This is a genomic window from Streptomyces sp. NPDC005281 (genome assembly GCF_040607495.1).
Classification (GTDB): domain Bacteria; phylum Actinomycetota; class Actinomycetes; order Streptomycetales; family Streptomycetaceae; genus Streptomyces.
In genome coordinates this window covers 88,218-105,139 of the sequence record NZ_JBEXGX010000013.1, presented here as the reverse complement: position 1 = coordinate 105,139, position 16,922 = coordinate 88,218, and the positions used below count along the sequence as shown (strand labels likewise).

General features: G+C 71.9%; 13 protein-coding genes. 7 read left to right on the top strand and 6 right to left on the bottom strand.

The genetic code is table 11. The features are described from left to right. The first annotated feature begins 663 nt into the window (after positions 1-663). A complete protein-coding gene (locus tag ABZV42_RS19780; protein ID WP_355979220.1) occupies positions 664-1,644 on the top strand; it encodes a winged helix-turn-helix transcriptional regulator in 981 nt (326 codons plus the stop codon). A gap of 47 nt (positions 1,645-1,691) precedes the next feature. Next, positions 1,692-2,174 (top strand): DUF456 domain-containing protein, encoded by a 483-nt coding sequence (locus tag ABZV42_RS19775; RefSeq protein WP_355979223.1) that lies wholly within the window; start codon positions 1,692-1,694, stop codon positions 2,172-2,174. Here ABZV42_RS19775 and ABZV42_RS19770 read toward each other — a convergent pair. Next, positions 2,137-3,441: an SGNH/GDSL hydrolase family protein gene (locus tag ABZV42_RS19770; protein WP_356052926.1), complete on the bottom strand. Its 1,305-nt coding sequence runs from the start codon at positions 3,439-3,441 to the stop codon at positions 2,137-2,139. The genes ABZV42_RS19775 and ABZV42_RS19770 overlap by 38 nt on opposite strands. A gap of 116 nt (positions 3,442-3,557) precedes the next feature. On the opposite strand from ABZV42_RS19770, the gene ABZV42_RS19765 reads away from it, so the two are divergent. Then, positions 3,558-3,926: a PPOX class F420-dependent oxidoreductase gene (locus ABZV42_RS19765; RefSeq protein ID WP_355979229.1), complete on the top strand. Its 369-nt coding sequence runs from the start codon at positions 3,558-3,560 to the stop codon at positions 3,924-3,926. An 84-nt stretch (positions 3,927-4,010) separates the two neighbouring features. On the opposite strand, the gene ABZV42_RS19760 is transcribed toward ABZV42_RS19765, so the two are convergent. The 4 genes from ABZV42_RS19760 to ABZV42_RS19745 all read right to left on the bottom strand — a co-directional run bounded on the left by ABZV42_RS19760 (position 4,011) and on the right by ABZV42_RS19745 (position 10,458). Beyond that, the gene (locus ABZV42_RS19760) at positions 4,011-5,456 is read right to left on the bottom strand and encodes an AlkA N-terminal domain-containing protein (protein WP_356052924.1); all 1,446 of its coding nucleotides are present in this window, start codon (positions 5,454-5,456) and stop codon (positions 4,011-4,013) included. A 343-nt stretch (positions 5,457-5,799) separates the two neighbouring features. Continuing rightward, positions 5,800-6,915, bottom strand: coding sequence for a ribosome small subunit-dependent GTPase A (gene rsgA, locus ABZV42_RS19755; RefSeq protein ID WP_355979234.1), 1,116 nt, complete (start codon positions 6,913-6,915; stop codon positions 5,800-5,802). Positions 6,916-7,240: 325 nt separating this feature from the next. Beyond that, a complete protein-coding gene (locus ABZV42_RS19750; RefSeq protein ID WP_355979236.1) occupies positions 7,241-8,749 on the bottom strand; it encodes a cellulose binding domain-containing protein in 1,509 nt (502 codons plus the stop codon). Positions 8,750-9,114: 365 nt separating this feature from the next. After that, positions 9,115-10,458 (bottom strand): radical SAM protein, encoded by a 1,344-nt coding sequence (locus tag ABZV42_RS19745; RefSeq protein WP_355979238.1) that lies wholly within the window; start codon positions 10,456-10,458, stop codon positions 9,115-9,117. Between the two features lie 163 nt (positions 10,459-10,621). On the opposite strand from ABZV42_RS19745, the gene ABZV42_RS19740 reads away from it, so the two are divergent. After that, on the top strand, positions 10,622-11,470 hold the full coding sequence (locus ABZV42_RS19740) for an alpha/beta hydrolase (RefSeq protein WP_355979240.1): 849 nt from the start codon (positions 10,622-10,624) through the stop codon (positions 11,468-11,470). A 70-nt stretch (positions 11,471-11,540) separates the two neighbouring features. Here ABZV42_RS19740 and ABZV42_RS19735 read toward each other — a convergent pair whose 3' ends face one another. Further along, on the bottom strand, positions 11,541-12,548 hold the full coding sequence (locus ABZV42_RS19735) for a hydroxyacid dehydrogenase (RefSeq protein ID WP_356052922.1): 1,008 nt from the start codon (positions 12,546-12,548) through the stop codon (positions 11,541-11,543). A gap of 200 nt (positions 12,549-12,748) precedes the next feature. Between ABZV42_RS19735 and ABZV42_RS19730 the strand changes: the two genes are divergently transcribed. The 3 genes from ABZV42_RS19730 to ABZV42_RS19720 all read left to right on the top strand — a co-directional run bounded on the left by ABZV42_RS19730 (position 12,749) and on the right by ABZV42_RS19720 (position 16,911). Next, complete coding sequence (locus tag ABZV42_RS19730; RefSeq protein ID WP_356052920.1) at positions 12,749-13,993, top strand: FAD-binding protein; 1,245 nt, start codon at positions 12,749-12,751, stop codon at positions 13,991-13,993. A 136-nt stretch (positions 13,994-14,129) separates the two neighbouring features. Then, positions 14,130-15,377: an ROK family transcriptional regulator gene (locus ABZV42_RS19725; protein WP_355979246.1), complete on the top strand. Its 1,248-nt coding sequence runs from the start codon at positions 14,130-14,132 to the stop codon at positions 15,375-15,377. 271 nt (positions 15,378-15,648) lie between these two features. Then, the gene (locus ABZV42_RS19720; protein WP_355979248.1) at positions 15,649-16,911 is read left to right on the top strand and encodes a sugar ABC transporter substrate-binding protein; all 1,263 of its coding nucleotides are present in this window, start codon (positions 15,649-15,651) and stop codon (positions 16,909-16,911) included. Positions 16,912-16,922 lie beyond the last annotated feature (11 nt).

Sequence of the window (16,922 nt, the reverse complement as noted above, 5' to 3'; positions counted from 1 at the left end):
CGGCCACGGCCGCGGGCCCCGTGTCCTCGGTGGAGTCGTCGTACAACTGCCGCCACCAGTCGTCCTCGTGACCGGTGGGCTTCTCCCCCTGCTGGCTCATGCTCCCGATTGTCCACCGAGACGGCCGGTTGAAAACGGGGCATCCGGAAAAACCGGCCAAGGTGCGCGCCGTCGAACGGCCTGTCGAGTGAACCGTCGAACACGAATGCGCACCGGAACGCCCGAACACCTGACCGCCGGGCGGCCCCACCCCCCACGGGAGAACCGCCCGGCGGCGTCTGGACGACCGGGGCCCACGCAGGACCCGGAGCACCCCCGGATCACGGCCCCGACGACCAAGTCGCCGTCCACGTCAGCCGGTTCGGCGGGTCCGCCACGACACCCCATGGATTCGGTCGTGTTCCCCAAGTCCGCGCCTTCCAGCACTGGTTCACCCGCGCCCACGACCCTGGCGAGTCCCGGTCCGCGGGCCGGCACGGCAGGCTCTCCGCAGGCCGGACCCGACCGGGGCGTCGCGGAAGCCGGTTGACGGCTCGGTGACGTGAGCTTGTCAGAGGGGCGGGGGGTACGGGGATGATATGCCGGGCGGGTTTGCGCCGTGGCCGGTTTCCGCCACGACTCGGCCGGCCGGACGGAACGCATCCACGGGAGGGGCATCGCCGCATGCTGGGAGCGATAGGTCTGGACGAGACCCACGAATCGGCGTATCGCGCGCTGGTGTCCGTGGGCGCCGCCGAGGTGCCCGATCTCGCGCGGAGGCTCACGCTGGGTGAGTACGAGACGGAGCGCGCCCTGCGCCGGCTGGAGCTGCACGGTCTGGCCGCGCAGTCCTCCGCGAGGCCGGGGCGCTGGGTCGCCGCGCCGCCCGGAGTCGCCCTCGGCGCACTGCTCACCCAGCAGCGCCATGAGCTGGAGAAGGCCGAGCTGGCGGCGGCCCTGCTGGCGGAGGAGTACCGGGGCGCGGCGGGCGAGCCGGCCGTGCACGACCTGGTCGAGGTGGTGATCGGCGCCGCGGCGGTCTCGCAGCGCTTCCTCCAGCTCCAGCTGGGTGCCTCCGACGAGGTGTGCGCGCTGGTCACCGGTACCCCGATGGTGGTCTCCGGCACGGACAACGACGCCGAGGAGCAGGCCGCGGGCCGGGGTGTCGGCTATCGCGTGGTCGTCGAGCGTGCCGTCCTCGCCCAGCCCACCGGGATCACCGAGCTGTCCGCCGCGCTCGGCCGCGACGAGCAGGTGCGGGTCGTGGACCGGGTGCCGACGAAACTGGTGATCGCCGACCGGGCGCTCGCCATGGTGCCGCTCACCTCGCACACGGCGGAGCCTGCCGCGCTGGTCGTGCACGCGAGCGGACTCCTGGAGCTGCTGTCGGGGCTGTTCCAGTCGGTGTGGCGGGACGCGCTGCCGCTGCGGCTGGGCAGCCGTGGCGTGCTGGAGCAGGAGCCGGACGGCCCCGACACCACCGATCTGGAGATCCTCTCCCTGCTCCTTGCCGGGCTGACCGACGCGAGCGTCGCCAAACAGCTCGACCTGGGCCTCAGGACGGTGCAGCGCCGGGTCAAGCGCCTGATGGAGCTGACCGGCGTGACGACCCGGCTGCAACTGGGCTGGCACGCGTACGAGCGCGACTGGGTGGCCCGGAGCTGACCTCGGGCTGACCTGCGTTTTCCGCTCCACTCGGGCAGGCTGGGCAGATGGGAGTGTGGGAACTCCTGCTGGTCGGCGTGGTGATTCTGCTCGGCCTGGTCGGAGTACTGGTGCCCGGTCTGCCGGGTTCGTGGCTCGTCTGGGCCGCGGTGCTGTGGTGGGCGCTGAGCTACCCGCAGACGCTGTCCTGGGCCGTCCTGGTCGCCTCGACCGCGGTCCTGCTGCTCGCTCAGGCCATCCGCTGGATGCTGCCGCCACGACGGCTGCGCGAGAGCGGCGCCACCACCCGAATGGCGGTGTACGCGGGTGCCGGGTCGTTCCTCGGCTTCTTCCTTGTCCCGGTGGTCGGCGGCGTCGCCGGTTTCATCGGCGGGATCTATCTCGGCGAGCGGCTGCGCCTCGGCGGCCACGGCCCGGCGAAGGCCTCGGTGCGGACCGCGATGCGGGCGGGCGGCTGGAGCGTCCTGACGGAACTCTTCGCCTGCCTGTTGATCATGGGTGCCTGGCTGGGAGCGGTGGTCTGGGGCTAGAGGGTGTCAGCAGGGAGCGCAGGTCGATCGTGTCGGCCAGCGCGCGCATGCCGGCGTCGTTGAAGTGCAGGTGGTCCCCGGGATCGTAGGCGGGGAGGATCCGGCTCGGGAGGGCCGGGTCGCGCACCGCGGCGTCGAGGTCCGCGACCTCGTCGAAGATCCGGTGCGTGCGGATGGCGGCGTTGACGGCCTGCCGTACGGCTTCCCGGGCCGGGGTGTACGCCCCGTGACCGCCGTACGGGGTGATCGTGGCGCCGACGGCCCTGATGCCGTGGGCGTGGGCGCGGCGCACGACGAGCCGGTAGGCGTCCTCCAGGGCATGCGGGTCCGTCTGTTCCGGGGTTCCCTTGATGTCGTTGATGCCCTCCAGCACGATCACCGTGCGGACGCCCGCACGGGAGAGGACGTCGGCGTCCAGCCGGGTCAGCGCGCTCGGGCCCTGGCCGTCCAGCAGGAGGCGGTTCCCGGAGATCCCCGCGTTGAGGACACCGGGCCGGCGGTACGCGGGCAGCTCGCGCAGCCGGGCGGCGAGCCGGTCGGGCCAGCGGCGGTTGGCGCCGGACGAGGAGCCGGTGCCGTCGGTGATCGAGTCACCGAGTGCGACGACGCTGCCGGCGGCCGAGTGGCCGAGCACATCGACGCCGGTCACGTAGTACCAGCTGCCGGCGGTGACGGTGTAGGCGGCGCCGCTCTCCTCGGCCGTCCGGTCGCCCACGGGAGCGATGAAGTTGGCCTGGAGCGCGGAGCGGTGGTAGGTCGCCGGGCCCGAATCGGCCGGTGTGTGCACCGAGACCAGCAGGTTGGCGTCGGCGGGGACGGACAGCGCGACAAGGTCGCTGACCACGTCCCGGCCGACGGGGACGGTGACCGACCCGGCCCCGGCGAAAGTGACCGTGCGCATGGAGCCGACGACCGCCCGGGGGCTCGCCGGTTCGCCCGGACGCTGCAACGCCATTGTCAAGGAGCCGAGTTGCAGCGGTTTCGTACCGAGCCGGTTGGAGAGACGGACGCGTGCGGCCCGGCCGCCGACGCTGGTGTGGACCACATTGCGGATCGTGCCGCCGGGCACCGCGGGCACGGTACCGGAGGCCGCGGCCTCCCAGGTCCCCGTCCAGGTCCCCGTCCACGTTCCCGTCCGGGGCCGGGCCGGTTTCGGATCGCTGCGGCCCGGCGCTGACCGCGCTTCCGCGATCGCGCCCGCCGAGGTGAGGACCAGGGCGGTCGCCAGAGGGACGACAAGACGCCGGAACATGATCGCGCGGGACATGGGGCGATCGATTCCCCACCCACGCACCCTCGCATCACATCATCACACCGTCGGACGCGCCCGAACGGGACCGGAACCCGATGCGCCGAGGGGCCGGGGCATGTTTGGCTGCTGTCATGACCGAATTCAGTGAGGCCGAGCGCGCGTACTTGAGGTCGCAGCGGTTGGGACGACTGGCCACCGTCGACCCCCTCGGGCAGCCCCAGGCCAACCCCGTCGGCTTCTTCCCCCAGGAGGACGGGACGATCCTGATCGGCGGCTACTCGATGGGCACCACGAAGAAATGGCGCAACCTCCGGAAGAACCCGAAGGTTGCTCTCGTCGTCGACGACATCGTCAGCCTCGACCCGTGGAAGGTCCGGGGCATCGACATCCGCGGAGAGGCGGAACTCCTCACCGGAGCACATGACTTGGGGCCCCACTTCAGCGAGGAACTGATCCGGATCCATCCGAGGCGGATCCACAGCTGGGGTCTCGACGACTGAACGCCCGCACGGGCAGACCGGGTTGACGGAACGCCCACCCGATTCGGCACACGGGTGGCCGAATTCGACGGGCAGGTCTCGAAGCTACAGCTCTCCCGCCGCCCTCAGATGCCGGACGGCGTACGAGCGCCAAGGCCGCCAGGTGTCCGGGGCGTCCACGCCGGGCGGTGCCACGTCCGGGTCGCCGAGGGCCCTGGTGAGGATGACGGCGGTGACGTCCTCGCCCGTTCCGGGCAGCGCGAGCAGCGCCGCCCGGGCCTCTTCGCGGTCCGCGCCCGGGTCGAGTCGCAGGGTGCCGTCGGCGAGGGCGGTGGCCAGCTCGCCGAGCGGGCCACCGGGCTCCGCCTCCGCGAGCACGGCGGCCTCGGGGAAGAGATGGGTGAGCGTCTCGCACTCCGCGTCCAGCGTCTTCCCGTACCGCAGCACCAGTCGCTCGGCCTCCGCCGCCCCGACCAGCGCGCGCACCGCGAGCTCGTCCGGATCGGCGGCGCCCGGCGATCGCAGGCCAGGACGCGCCGCGACCAGCGGACGGAGCCTCGCGTCCGCTCCCAGCCGCTCGTCGACGGCGTAGGGATCGGCGTCGAGGTCGAGGAGCCGCCGCAGCCGCTGTACGGCGGTGGTGAGGTCACGGAGATCGGTCAGGTGCAGCCGGGCGTCGAGCCAGCCGCCGGGGTGGGCGGCGTCGCCGGGGCCCGGTGCTCGTGCAGTCCGGCCCGTCCCGCCGGCACGGGGGCGGCCCGTGGCGGTGCCCGGCCGCTCCTGGACGGCCACGATTCCCGTGCCGTACGGCAGCCGGAGCGTGCGACGGTACGTGCGACGTCCGCGGTCGCCCTCGACGGACTCGATACCCGGGACGGCCTCGGCGGCCAGCAGGTCGAAGACGGGGGTCGACTGGTACGGACCCCGGTACGCGAGCCGGAGCGGGACACCGGCCGCGGGGGCGGCCGCGCTCCGGGCGGCGGGGCCGGTGCGCGGCGCCGCGGCACGCAACTCGCTCGGCGTCGACGCGTAGACCGTACGGATCGTGTCGTTGAACTGGCGCACGCTGGCGAAGCCCGCCGCGAACGCGATCTGGGTGACGGGGAGTTCGGTGGTCTGGAGGAGTATCCGCGCGGTGTGCGCCCGCTGGGCCCTGGCGAGCGCGACCGGCCCCGCGCCGACCTCCGCCGTGAGCTGCCGCTGGACCTGGCGGGCACTGTACCCGAGCCGTGCGGCCAGGCCGCCGACGCCCTCGCGGTCCACCACGCCGTCGCCGATCAGGCGCATCGCGCGGCCCACGACATCGGCCCGTACGTTCCAGGCCGCCGAGCCCGGCACCGCGTCCGGACGGCATCTGCGGCAGGCCCGGAAACCCGAACCCTGCGCGGCGGCGGCCGTCGCGTAGAACCGCACGTTGTGCCGCTTCGGCGTCACCGCGGGGCAGCTGGGCCGGCAGTAGATCCCCGTCGTCCGCACGGCGAAGAAGAACTCCCCGTCGAACCGGGCGTCCCGGCTCCGCACGGCCTCGTACCTGGTGTCCTCGTCGTTCACCCCTCCAGTGTGGCCCCGCCCCCACACCAGAGCTGGCGGAAATCGGACACAGCACCCGCGGATCGAGGGGGCGAGGTGCCGGGGTCGCGCTGGTGCGGGCGTCGCCGGGGCTCCGGGACCGGGCTGGAACGCGAGTCCGTGGTCCCGGCGGAACGGGCCGGGCGGTGCCGGTCCCGGGGGCCTGTGTGGAGCCGGTGTCCTGGTGGACCGGGGTGGAGCGGGTGAGCCCGAGGTGGAGCCGGTGTCCGGCTGGGCCGGAATCCCGGTGGCCCGGGTCGAGCCGGAATCCCGGTGGGCCCGGGTGGAGGGGCGGGGCATCCTCGCCCCTCCGTTTCGGCGTCGGCTACCAGTTGCCGCGCTTGGCCTCCATGGCGGCGCGGCCCTCCGCCCCCTTGCGCTTCCAGTCACGGCGGATCTCGGCACGCACCCGCGCGTCCGTCTTGGCGACGATCCGCTGGTTCTCGCGGAGCAGCTTGCGGTAGCTCTCCAGCCGTCGCTCCGGCAGCTCGCCGGAGTCGAGGGCCGCCAGCACCGCGCACCCGGGCTCGGCGACATGGGCGCAGTCCTGGAAGCGGCAGTCGGCGGCGAACTCCTCGATCTCGGCGAACACCTGCCCGACGCCGCTCGCGGCGTCCCAGAGTCCGACTCCGCGCAGCCCGGGCGTGTCGATCAGGACACCCCCGCCCGGCAGCACGAGCAGGTTGCGGGTCGTCGTCGTGTGACGTCCCTTGCCGTCCATGTCGCGCGTCGCCTGTACGTCCATGACGTCCTCGCCCAGCAACGCGTTGGCCAGGGTCGACTTGCCCGCGCCGGACTGCCCGAGCAGCACGGCCGTACCGCCGGCGAGCACGGCTTCCAGGTTCTCGAGCCCCGCGCCGGTCGAGGAGCTGACGGCGAGCACGGGGACCCCGGGCGCGGAGGTCTCCACGTCCTGGACGAGGTGCCCGAGAGTCGCCGCCTCGGGAACGAGGTCGGCCTTGGTGAGGACGACCACGGGCTGCGCGCCGGACTCCCAGGCCAGCGCGAGGAAGCGCTCGACACGGCCCAGGTCGAGTTCGACGGCGAGCGAGACGGCCACGACGGCGTGGTCGACGTTGGCCGCGAGGATCTGCCCCTCGGACCGCTTGGACGAGGTGGAACGCACGAAGGCCGTACGACGTGGCAGACAGGCCTTCACGTAACGCGGGTGGCCGGCCGGTTCGACGGCGACCCAGTCACCGGTGCACACGACGCGCATCGGGTCGTGCGGGGTGACGAAGGCGGTGTCGGCGCGGATGACGCCGTCGGCGGTGGCGACGTCGCACTGGCCGCGGTCGACGCGGATCACCCGTCCGGCGACGAGCCCCTCGGCGTCGTAGGGAACGAACTCGTCCGCCCAGGTGTCGTCCCAGCCGTACGGAACGAGCGGGGACAGCCCCAGGGAGGTGGACGGGGTCGGGAAAGCGGAGCTGGAAGTCAAGGGAGACCCTTCACAAGGGCGGCCCCGGCGACGCGCACTGCGGCGCGAAGAAAGAGGAAGGTCAGCCGGCGGCCACGAAGGTGGACTTGATGAACTTCTGAATGCGGGCAGCGCCCACCGCAATGACAGCCATCGGTCACACCTCCTGGAACTCGCTCGAAGCCGACGCCTCGAGGTCGACACGCGAACTGTATCCGGACCCTCCTCGGGCCCGTCAATCGAATTAACACCCGGCCCGGGGACTGGATCCCGAGGACGGGTTCGGCGAGGACGGGTTCGGCGAGGCCTGCGAGCCGGCAGGCCCGGTCGCCGGCAGGCCGACGGCTCAGTGGGCGGTCGTGCAGCGTCCGCCGTTGAGGGTGAAGGTGTCCGGGGGCGTGTTCCCGTCGTGCCAGGTGCCGAGGAAGCCGACGGTGAAGGAACCGCCCGCGGCGACGGACTTGTTGTAGTCGGCGGCGGTCGCGGTCACCCGTGAGCCGTCCTGCGCGACCGTGCCGTCCCACATCTGGGTGACCCGCTGGCCGTCGTCGAAGGTCCAGCCGACCTGCCAGGAGCCGAGGGCCTTGACGGACGTGACGGTGACACTGGCCTGGAAGCCGTCCGTCCACTGGTCGACGACGGCGTACTTCACCTCGCAGTACGCGGGGCCCTTCGTGGCGCCGGACGGTTTCGTCGAGCCTTTGGAACCCGGGGGCGCACTGGTGGCGTGGGCCGGGGACGAGGACGCGCCCTGGGGTTCGGGGTCGGACTTCGAGCCCGTATCCACGCCGGCGTCCACGGGTTCGGGCGAGACGAGCGAGCCCTCGGCCCGTGTCGTCGCCGACGGGGACGACACGCCCGGGTCGGCCACCGGCCGGCGGTCGGCCGTGTCTCCGCGCGCCGAGGCGGCCCCGTCGTTCCCTGCGCCGAAGGGCATCAGGGAGACGGTGAGGGCGAGGCCGGAGACGATCACTGCGGCGACGAGCACTCCGGTGCGGCCGATCCGGGGCGCGGCCTCCTTGAACTCGGCGATCCCGGTGTCCGCGGCCGCGTCCGTACGTCCACCGGCGAGCCCCGCCTCGGCGGCGCGGCGCCTGCGCTCCAGATAGGCGAGGCCGCCCCAGCCGATCACGCCGCCCGCGAGCGCGGCGGGCAGTCCGCCGCCGTGCAGCCGCAGACAGGCCGCGGCCTCCGCGCACTCCACGCACCGGGCGAGGTGCTGCGAGAGGTCCTCGGGCGTCTCGGCGCCCGGCGAGCGGGTGACCGCGTCGAGGAGCCGGGCGTAGCTGCGGCAGTTGGCGTCCATCGGTGTGTCGAGGTGGTTGCGGTGACACCGGTCCCTGAACAGGGCCCGCACCTGGCCGAGTTCCTCGGCGGCGGCCACCGGGTCGAGGCCGAGCCGCCGGGCCACCGCGGGCAGCGGGAGTGCCTCCACCTCGACCAGCCACAGCAGGGCCGCGTCGGGCTCCTGGAGATCCTTCAGACCGCGCAGCGCGATCGGGCGGTGCAGCGGGGGCCCGGTATAACGGTCGGCCTTCTCGGAGTTGAGCCACAGTCTGAGGTCCGGGTCCAGCCGGTGGCCCTGACCGTGCGCCTCCCAGGCGGCGGCGGTGGTCCGAACCGCGTTCAGCAGCAGGGGGATCCGGGGCAGCCGGGGGTTTCTGCGCCCGGTGGTCTTCGCGCGGGCCGTGACCGAGCGCGCCTCATGGATGCCATGGGTGAACGCCTCGGTCGCCAACTGGGTGGCCGCCGCGGAGCCGGATGTGCACAGATCGGCAAACGACAGGACGGCGTCCCAGCATTCCGAGAACAGCGCGGCCTCGGCGGCGTCCTGGGGGGTCGGCAGGTCTGGCATTGGGGGGCTCCTGCATCCACTGCTTCCATGTGCGACGTCACACAACGCCCCACAACGCCCAACTCACCTTGTTTCAAAGGGAGTTGGCGGCCGTCTCAGCGACGGGCCAGAGCCTTTCACGCTTCCGACACAACTGACAAGCGACGTAGTCACATCATGCGGTCACGCGATCACAGGACGGACCCGACGGCTCCGGAGGCCCGGCGCCGACTCCAGGCGCCCCGAGTGTCGTACGGAACGAGGGCCGGAGGGGAACGATCGCCTCAACTTTCACAAGAACCGCCCCTGCGAACGCGTACGGCCCGGACGTACGGATGACGTCCGGGCCGCGCGGAGGCGCCGAAGTGGCTGCGGTGGTACGGGTGTCAACCCTGGGAGACCGGCTCCTGCGCGGGCAGCTCGGGCTCCTGCGCGGGCAGGCTGTCCATGAAGGAGCTCACGGAGAAGACCGCGCGGCCCGGACCGGGCTCTCCGTATCCGGGCGGCGACTTGAGCCCGAAGTCGTCCATCGTGGCGCGGTAGGCCTCCAGCAGACGGATGTGGTACTCCAGCGGCGCGCCGTTCGGATTGGCCTTGCCCAGCGGGGTGGTCGGCTCGGGACACCAGGTGGTGAAGCGGGGCGTGATGCCGTGCGACATGAAGAAGCGCAGCCCCTCGGTCGTCGACGCGATGGCCTCGTCGACGCTGGTGAAGCCGAAGGGCTCGGCCATCTCCACGCCCGCGACGAAGTTGGGGATCACGTTGCGCGCGCCGAAGATCTCGGCGGAGTCCAGGATGCGCTTGTGCCACTCGTCGCGGCCGACGTAGCGCTCCTTGCCGGGGCAGTACAGCTCGAACAGCCGGCGGTCCCACACCTCGTAGTTGGGGTGGTAGATCTGCACGCCGTAGTCCTTGAACCGCTGTACGTCGTCGCGCGGCAGTGCCTGGGCCACCACCTTGCCGATCCAGCGCCCGGGGAACCTCTCCTCGATGGCCTTCGCGTAGTGGCCGTAGAAGTCGGCCTCGTCGCGTCCGGCGACCGTCTTGGTGATCGCGCCACCCGTGAGGGTGTACGCCGTCGACGCCTTCGCGGTGTCGTAACGGTCGATGATCTCCAGGGCCTCGAGGACCTCCTCGACGTCCTTCACACCGGTGTAGGGACGGCCCGCCGCCTTGTGCTGGCGCCAGTTGTGGTTGATGTCGCAGTACTGGCACTCCTCCTTGGCGCCGAAGTACTGGCAGACCCGGAAGACGGTCAGGTAGATGAGATAGCCCCACTGGATCGTCGGGGCCACCTCCATCACGGACTTTCCGTTCGAGAGGGTGTGCCGGTAGTACTCGGGCATCGGCGGCACCCCGACGTCGGAGATCCGCTTCCCGTCCAGGTAGAGCCCGAGGACGCCCTCGCCGTCGGCGGCGACGCGGTACGGCGAGGAGGGATTGACGCGCACGGAGACGACGGTGCGCCGCAGGTCGTACGGGCCGCCGGTGAGGATGATCTCCTCGGGCGGCCGCCGGAGCGCGGCCTCGCCCAGCTCGGGCAGGGTGCCGTGGTCGAAGGAGAAGATGAAGTACGACTTCGGCTTGACCTCGCCGTTCTCGTTGTCGCTGAGGGCGGAAGCGTCGAAGGCCACGCCCCCGCGGAGCAGGTCCTCCTTGATGACGGCTTCCCGCGGCACATGCGGGAACCGCTCCATCAGATCCTCGACCAGCGCCGTGCGGCTGCCCATTCCGTTCTCCTCGCTCCCGACCCGCTTCGTCTGTCGTGTTCGACTCCTCACGGTATGCCCCCGCTCCGACATCGGCCCTGCCGGGTCCCCTCGCGCCGCGCGACCCGGCGCGGCACCGGATCTCGCTTGCCCGGCCGGGGGCGCCGCTGCGAGAGTCCTGGTCATGCCTGCCTTCATCACGTACGACGGGACCGAGCTGGCGTTCGACACCCTCGGGGACGGCCCGCCCGTGGTGTGTCTGCCGGGCGGACCGATGCAGGACTGCCGGTACCTCGGGAACCTGGGCGGGCTGTCCGCGCACCGGCGGCTGATCATGATGGATCCGCGCGGGACCGGCCGGTCCGCGATCCCGGCGGACCCCGACTCGTACCGCTGCGACCGGCTCGTCGACGACGTCGAGGCCCTGCGCGAGCACCTCGGCCTCGACCGGATGGACCTGCTCGCGCACTCCGGCGGGACGAATCTGGCGGTCCTCTACGCGCAGCGCCACCCGGAGCGCGTCGCGCGGCTCGCGCTGATCACGCCGAGCGTCTACGCCGTCGGGATCGAGATCACCGGCGAGGCCAGACGGGCGACGGCGCTGCTGCGCCGGGACGAGCCGTGGTTCCCGGAGGCGTTCGCGGCGCTGGAGAGGATCGCCGCCGGGAACGGGGACGCCGACGCGTTCCTGGCCATCGCCCCCTTCTGGTACGGCCGTTGGGACGAGGCCGCGCGGGCGCACCGGGACGCGGAGGACGCGCGGAAGAACCACCAGGCCGCCGCCCGCTATTCCGACGGCGCCTTCGCCCCGGACGCCACCCGGGCGGCTCTGGCCCGTCTGGCGTCCCCGGTGCTGGTGCTCGCCGGGGAGGCCGATCTGAATTCCCCGCCCCAGGCGATGGCCCGGGTCGCCGCCCTGTTCCCGCACGCCGAGCTGGTCGTTCAGCCCGGGGCCGGGCACTTCCCGTGGCTCGACGATCCGGAACGGTTCGTGACGGCGACGACGGCGTTCCTGGACCGGCCCGCCGGCTGACGGCCGGCCAGTGCGCGGCAAGACGTCAGGCAGTCCGTGAGGCGCGAGACGTCAGACCGTCCGCGAGGCGTCAGGCGGTCCGTTCCAGGTCCTCCCGGTCGATCCGGAATTCCGGGGCCCTCCCGGACAGCACACGCTCGGTCTCCGCCAGCACGGTCAGGCCGAGGCGCGCGACCTCGTTGCCCTGTGAGCCGGCCAGGTGAGGTGTGACGAAGGCGTTCGGGAGGTCGTACAGCGGGGAGTCGACGGGCAGGGGCTCGGGGTCGGTGACGTCGAGGATCGCGCCGACGCGCCCGGCGCGCAGGGCCCCGACGAGGGCGTCGTGGTCGACCAGGGATCCGCGCGCGGTGTTGATCAGGACCGCTCCGGCGGGCATCAGGGCGAGCTCGCGGCGGCCGATCAGATGCCGGGTCTCCGGGGTCTGCGGGGCGTGGACCGTGACGATGTCGCTGTCGGCGAGCAGCTCGTCGAGCGGCAGCGGGCGAACGCCGAGCGCGGCCGCCCCGGCCTCGTCGACGTACGGGTCGGCGAGGCTCACCGACAGGTCGAAGGGCCGCAGCAGTTCGATGAGGCGCCTGCCGATGCGGGAGGCGCCCACGATGCCGACGCGGCGGCCGAAGTTGCCGATGCCGGGGAGGATCTCTCCGTAGGGGAAGGCCCGTTCGGCGCGCAGGCGTTCCCGGTGGGCGAAGACGTTCTTGCCCGCGAGCAGGATCATGGCCAGCGTGTACTCGGCGACGGGCAGCGCGTTCGCGGCGGCGGCCGAGGAGACGAGGATGCCGCGCTCCCACACCGCCGGTGTCGCGAAGCCCTTCACGGAACCTGCGGCGTGCAGGACGGCCCGCAGCTTGGGAGCGGCGTCGAGCGTGTCCGCGTCGAGCACCGGGCACCCCCAGCCGGTGATCAGGATCTCGGTGTCGGCGAGACGGGCCCGTACCCGTGGATCGGTGAAGTCGCCCGCCACCGCCGAGGGGTCGATGTCCACCAGCTCGCGCAGCCGGGCAAGGGTGTCCGCAGGGAAGATCCGTGTCACGTTCTCGGCGGTCATGGCGAACATCGCCACAGGACGCTCGGGCAAGGAGGTGGCCTTCCGGTTCGGTGACGCCGACGACAGCAACCGCTCTCTACGCTAGTGCCACAGCAGGCGACGGCACCAGATCGCGCCACGTGAGAGGGTCGACGGACCGGTCTGCCACCGCGGCGGACCGGCACGGTACGTTCGCGGGGTGGTCGTCGCACGGGCCACGGACAGCGACTTCCCGGGGAGGGACGACAGGGATGACCCTGACCAACTGGGCCGGCAACATCACGTACGCGGCCAAGGAGCTGCACCGGCCCTCCTCGCTCGGCGCGCTGCGCGCTCTGGTCGCGGACGCCTCCCGCGTCCGGGTGCTGGGCAGCGGGCACTCGTTCAACGAGATCGCCGAACCGGGCGCCGACGGCGTCCTGCTGTCGCTCGCCGCCCTGCCGCCCTCGGTGGACGTCGACACGGCGGCCCGTACGGTACGGGTCTCGGGCGGCGTCCGGTACGCCGAGCTCGCCCGCCGGGTGCACGAGCACGGACTCGCGCTGCACAACATGGCCTCGCTCCCGCACATCTCCGTGGCGGGATCGGTCGCCACCGGCACCCACGGGTCCGGGGTCGCCAACGGGTCGCTCGCCGCCGCCGTGCGTGAGATCGAGCTGATCACGGCGGACGGATCCTCTCTGGTGATCGGCCGCGGCGAGGAGCGGTTCGCCGGTGCCGTGACCGCGCTCGGTGCCCTCGGCGTGGTCACCGCGCTCACCCTCGACCTGGAACCGGACTTCGAGGTGAGCCAGCATGTGTACACCGAACTCCCTCTGGCGGAACTCGACTTCGAGTCGGTGGTGGCGTCCGCGTACAGCGTGAGCCTGTTCACCGACTGGCGGCGTCCCGGCTTCCGGCAGGTGTGGCTCAAGCGGCGTACGGACCGGCCTGCGCCCGACTTCCCGTGGGCGGCGCCCGCTACCGGGGCGATGCATCCGGTGCCGGGCATGCCCGCCCGCAACTGCACCGAGCAGTTGGGGATCCCGGGACCCTGGCACGAGCGACTGCCGCACTTCCGGGCCGAGTTCACGCCGAGCAGCGGGGCCGAGCTCCAGTCGGAGTATCTGCTGGCGCGCTCGGACGCGATGGCGGCACTGCACGCCCTGGACGCGATCCGGGAGACGATCGCGCCGGTGCTTCAGATCTGCGAGGTGCGGACGGTGGCCGCCGACGACCAGTGGCTGAGTCCGGCGTACGGCCGGGACACCGTGGCGCTGCACTTCACCTGGGTCGAGGACACGGAGGCCGTACTGCCGGTGGTGGGGCGCGTCGAGCGGGCGCTGGAGCCGTTCGGGCCGCGGCCGCACTGGGGCAAGGTGTTCACCGTGCCCCCGGCGGTGTTGCGCGAACGGTCGCCGCGGCTCGACGAGTTCAGGGCGCTGGTCGGCGAACTCGACCCGGCAGGCACGTTCACCAACGCCTTCGTGCGGGACTTTCTCCACCCCCGTCCCTGACCTTCGCGCACTCCCGCCCCGGCCTTCGTACACCCCATTTCCTAACCCCTTGTCGAATGTCCCCGGCGGGCCATAGCCTTGCTCGGCGCAGGGGCCGGCGCGCCCGGCGGCCGGCGCGGGGAGCGAGGGGAGTCCCATGAAGCGCGGCACATCACGCGACATCCGCACCGCCAACCGGTACGAGGTACTGCGCCAGATCATCGCCGAATCACCCACCTCTCGGCAGGAGCTGGCGGCGGCGACGGGACTCAGTCTGGCCACGGTCGCCACGCTCGTCGGTGAACTGCTGGACCTCGGGATGCTCACCGAGGTCGGGTTCGAGGACTCGGCGGGCGGCCGTCCGCGGGGCCTGGTGGCGGTCAACGCCGCCGGGGGCGCCCTGATCGGTGTCGACATCGCGGAGACGTACGTCCGTGTCGAGCTGTTCGACCTGGCCCTGAACGTGCTCGCCCGCGCCGACGAGGACATGCGCCCCGGTGAGAGCCGCCCGGAGCAGGTGGTCGGCCATGTCGCGGCCGCGGTCGGCTCGGTGGTCGCACAGGCCGGGGTGGAGGGCGCGCGGGTCCTGGGCGTGGGCGTCAGCGTCCCCGGGCAGGTCGACCGCGACACCGGGATCGCCGAGTACGCGCCCAACTGGGACTGGCACGACGTGCCGTTGCTCGATCTGCTCGCGGAACACATCACCTATCCCCTGCACCTCGACAACCCGCTGCGCGCCTGCGCCGTCGCCGAGCTGTGGTTCGGCGCGGCCCGCGGACGCGGCGACGCCGTCGTGGTCAACCTGGGTACGGGCGTGGGCGCCGGTCTCGCGCTCGGCGGCGGGCTGCACCGGGGCGTCAGCAACAGCGCCGGCGAGTGGGGTCACACCACCCTCGTGCTGGACGGCCGGCTGTGCCACTGCGGCAACCACGGCTGTGTGGAGACCTATGTCGGGGCGCCCGGAATCATGCTGAATCTGCGGGAGTCGAGCCCGAGCAGCGCCCTCCTGCACCCGGAGGACCAGACCGCCACCATCGACGCCCTCGCGGCGGGCGTGGCCGCGCAGGACCCGGTGGCCCTCAAGGTCGTGCGCGACACGGCCCGTTACCTCGGCGCGGGGATCTCCGACCTGGTGAACCTCCTCAACCCCGAAGTGGTCGTGCTCAGCAGCTGGGTCGCGGCCACGCTCGGGGAACCGCTGCTGCGCGAGGTGCGCGAGGCCGTCGCCCGGCACGCGCTGCGGCGCCCGCTCGCGGCCACGGAGATCGTCCTCTCCCCCATTCCGACCGACCCGGTCTGCCTGGGCGCCGCCACCTTCGCCCTCGAAGGCGCGCTCCAGTCGGTCGGCCGGCGGCCGGTCAAGCGGACCGCTCCCGCCAGGAGCCGCACGGCACCTCCGGCGTGAACCGCGGAATCGGCGACGACGGCACGGTCCATCCCAAGAGCCTCCACATGCACGGGAGTTGATGGGACGGGGTGTGCCAGCCGGTGGAACCCGGCCCCGGGTGTCCGGTATCCCGAACCCCCGGCAACGCTTCGCGCCGACTTCGTCCAACCCCTTGCCGAAGCCTTAGCGGAAGGTTAACGTCCGGCACCGCACGGCGAATTCGACCCGCGGCCGCACGCGGCCGGCATGTTCAGCGCACTCGAACCGCCCACAAGACAAGGACGTCACCATGTCGGCATTGAGCAGCAACTGGGACCGTCGATCCGTACTGCGGGCCGCCGCCGGCCTCGCCGCTCTCGGCCCGTTAGCGGCCTGCGGGAGCAACAACGGACGCTCCGGGGGCGGGAGTTCGGGCAAGGAGCTGGTCCAGTACTTCCATGCCTACGGGGAGGCGGGGACCGAGCAGGCCGTGAAGCGGTACGCGGGCGCCTACGACAAGGCCCGGGTGACCACACAGTGGATCACCGGCAGCGACTTCGAGAGCAAGCTGTTCGCCTCTCTGCTCACTCGGAACGCGCCCGACGTCTTCGAGTTCCACCCGCAGATCCAGCTCGTCAAGAGCGGCCAGGTGGCGGACCTGAGCGACATCGTCGGCCCGGTCAAGGACGACTTCAACCCGGCCGACATCGCCTCGCACACGGTCGACGGGAAGATCTACGGCGTCCGCATGATCGACGACCCGCAGTTCTTCTTCTACCGTCCCTCCCTGCTGGAGAAGGCCGGCGTCAAGGTTCCGACCACTCTCGACGAACTCGGCGAGGCCGCGGCGAAGCTGACGACCGGCAAGGTCAAGGGCCTGTTCATCGGCAACGACCTGCACGCGGTGATCAACCCCATGATCTGGTCGGCGGGAGCCGACACCCTCGACGCGAAGAACCAGATCGCGTACCACACCGAAGGGGTAAAGGAAGGCCTGAAGAAGATGCGCAAGCTCTTCACCAGCGGCCATCTGCTCCTCGACGCCCCGGCCGACTACTGGGACCCCTCGGCGCTCAACCAGGGCCTGTGCGCGATGCAGTTCTGCGGGATGTGGGCGATGCCGCAGATGCAGAAGACGCTCGGCGACGACATCGGGGTCTTCCCCTTCCCGAAGGTGACCGACTCGGGCAAGCCGTCCGTCTACAACGGCGGCTGGTCGATGTTCGTCAACGCCAAGGGCAGGAACGTCGACCTGGCCAAGGAGTACGTCAAGTGGCTCTGGATCGACCAGAAGAAGTACCAGGAGGACTGGTCGCTGTCGTACGGCTTCCACATCCCGCCGCGCTCCTCGCTCGCCGCCTCCGCCACCAAGCTCAAGTCGGGCCTGCCGGCCGAGGGAGTCAGGCTCTTCGGCGAATACGGCCACTTCGACAACATCGGCTGGACCCAGTCCATGATCACCGCCCTGGAGGACGTCTTCGCCAACTCCGTCCGCAAGGACGGGGACCCGGAGGCCGCGCTCGACAAGGCCGACGCGACCGTCGAACGCGAGCTCAAGAAACTCTTCGGATAGACCGGCGGACG

Coding starts and splice junctions, on each gene's coding strand:
- ABZV42_RS19780 (WP_355979220.1), top strand. CDS start 664: ATGCTGGGAGCGATAGGTCTGGACGAGACCCACGAATCGGCGTATCGC.
- ABZV42_RS19775 (WP_355979223.1), top strand. CDS start 1,692: ATGGGAGTGTGGGAACTCCTGCTGGTCGGCGTGGTGATTCTGCTCGGC.
- ABZV42_RS19770 (WP_356052926.1), bottom strand. CDS start 3,441: ATGTCCCGCGCGATCATGTTCCGGCGTCTTGTCGTCCCTCTGGCGACC.
- ABZV42_RS19765 (WP_355979229.1), top strand. CDS start 3,558: ATGACCGAATTCAGTGAGGCCGAGCGCGCGTACTTGAGGTCGCAGCGG.
- ABZV42_RS19750 (WP_355979236.1), bottom strand. CDS start 8,749: ATGCCAGACCTGCCGACCCCCCAGGACGCCGCCGAGGCCGCGCTGTTC.
- ABZV42_RS19745 (WP_355979238.1), bottom strand. CDS start 10,458: ATGGGCAGCCGCACGGCGCTGGTCGAGGATCTGATGGAGCGGTTCCCG.
- ABZV42_RS19740 (WP_355979240.1), top strand. CDS start 10,622: ATGCCTGCCTTCATCACGTACGACGGGACCGAGCTGGCGTTCGACACC.
- ABZV42_RS19730 (WP_356052920.1), top strand. CDS start 12,749: ATGACCCTGACCAACTGGGCCGGCAACATCACGTACGCGGCCAAGGAG.
- ABZV42_RS19725 (WP_355979246.1), top strand. CDS start 14,130: ATGAAGCGCGGCACATCACGCGACATCCGCACCGCCAACCGGTACGAG.
- ABZV42_RS19720 (WP_355979248.1), top strand. CDS start 15,649: ATGTCGGCATTGAGCAGCAACTGGGACCGTCGATCCGTACTGCGGGCC.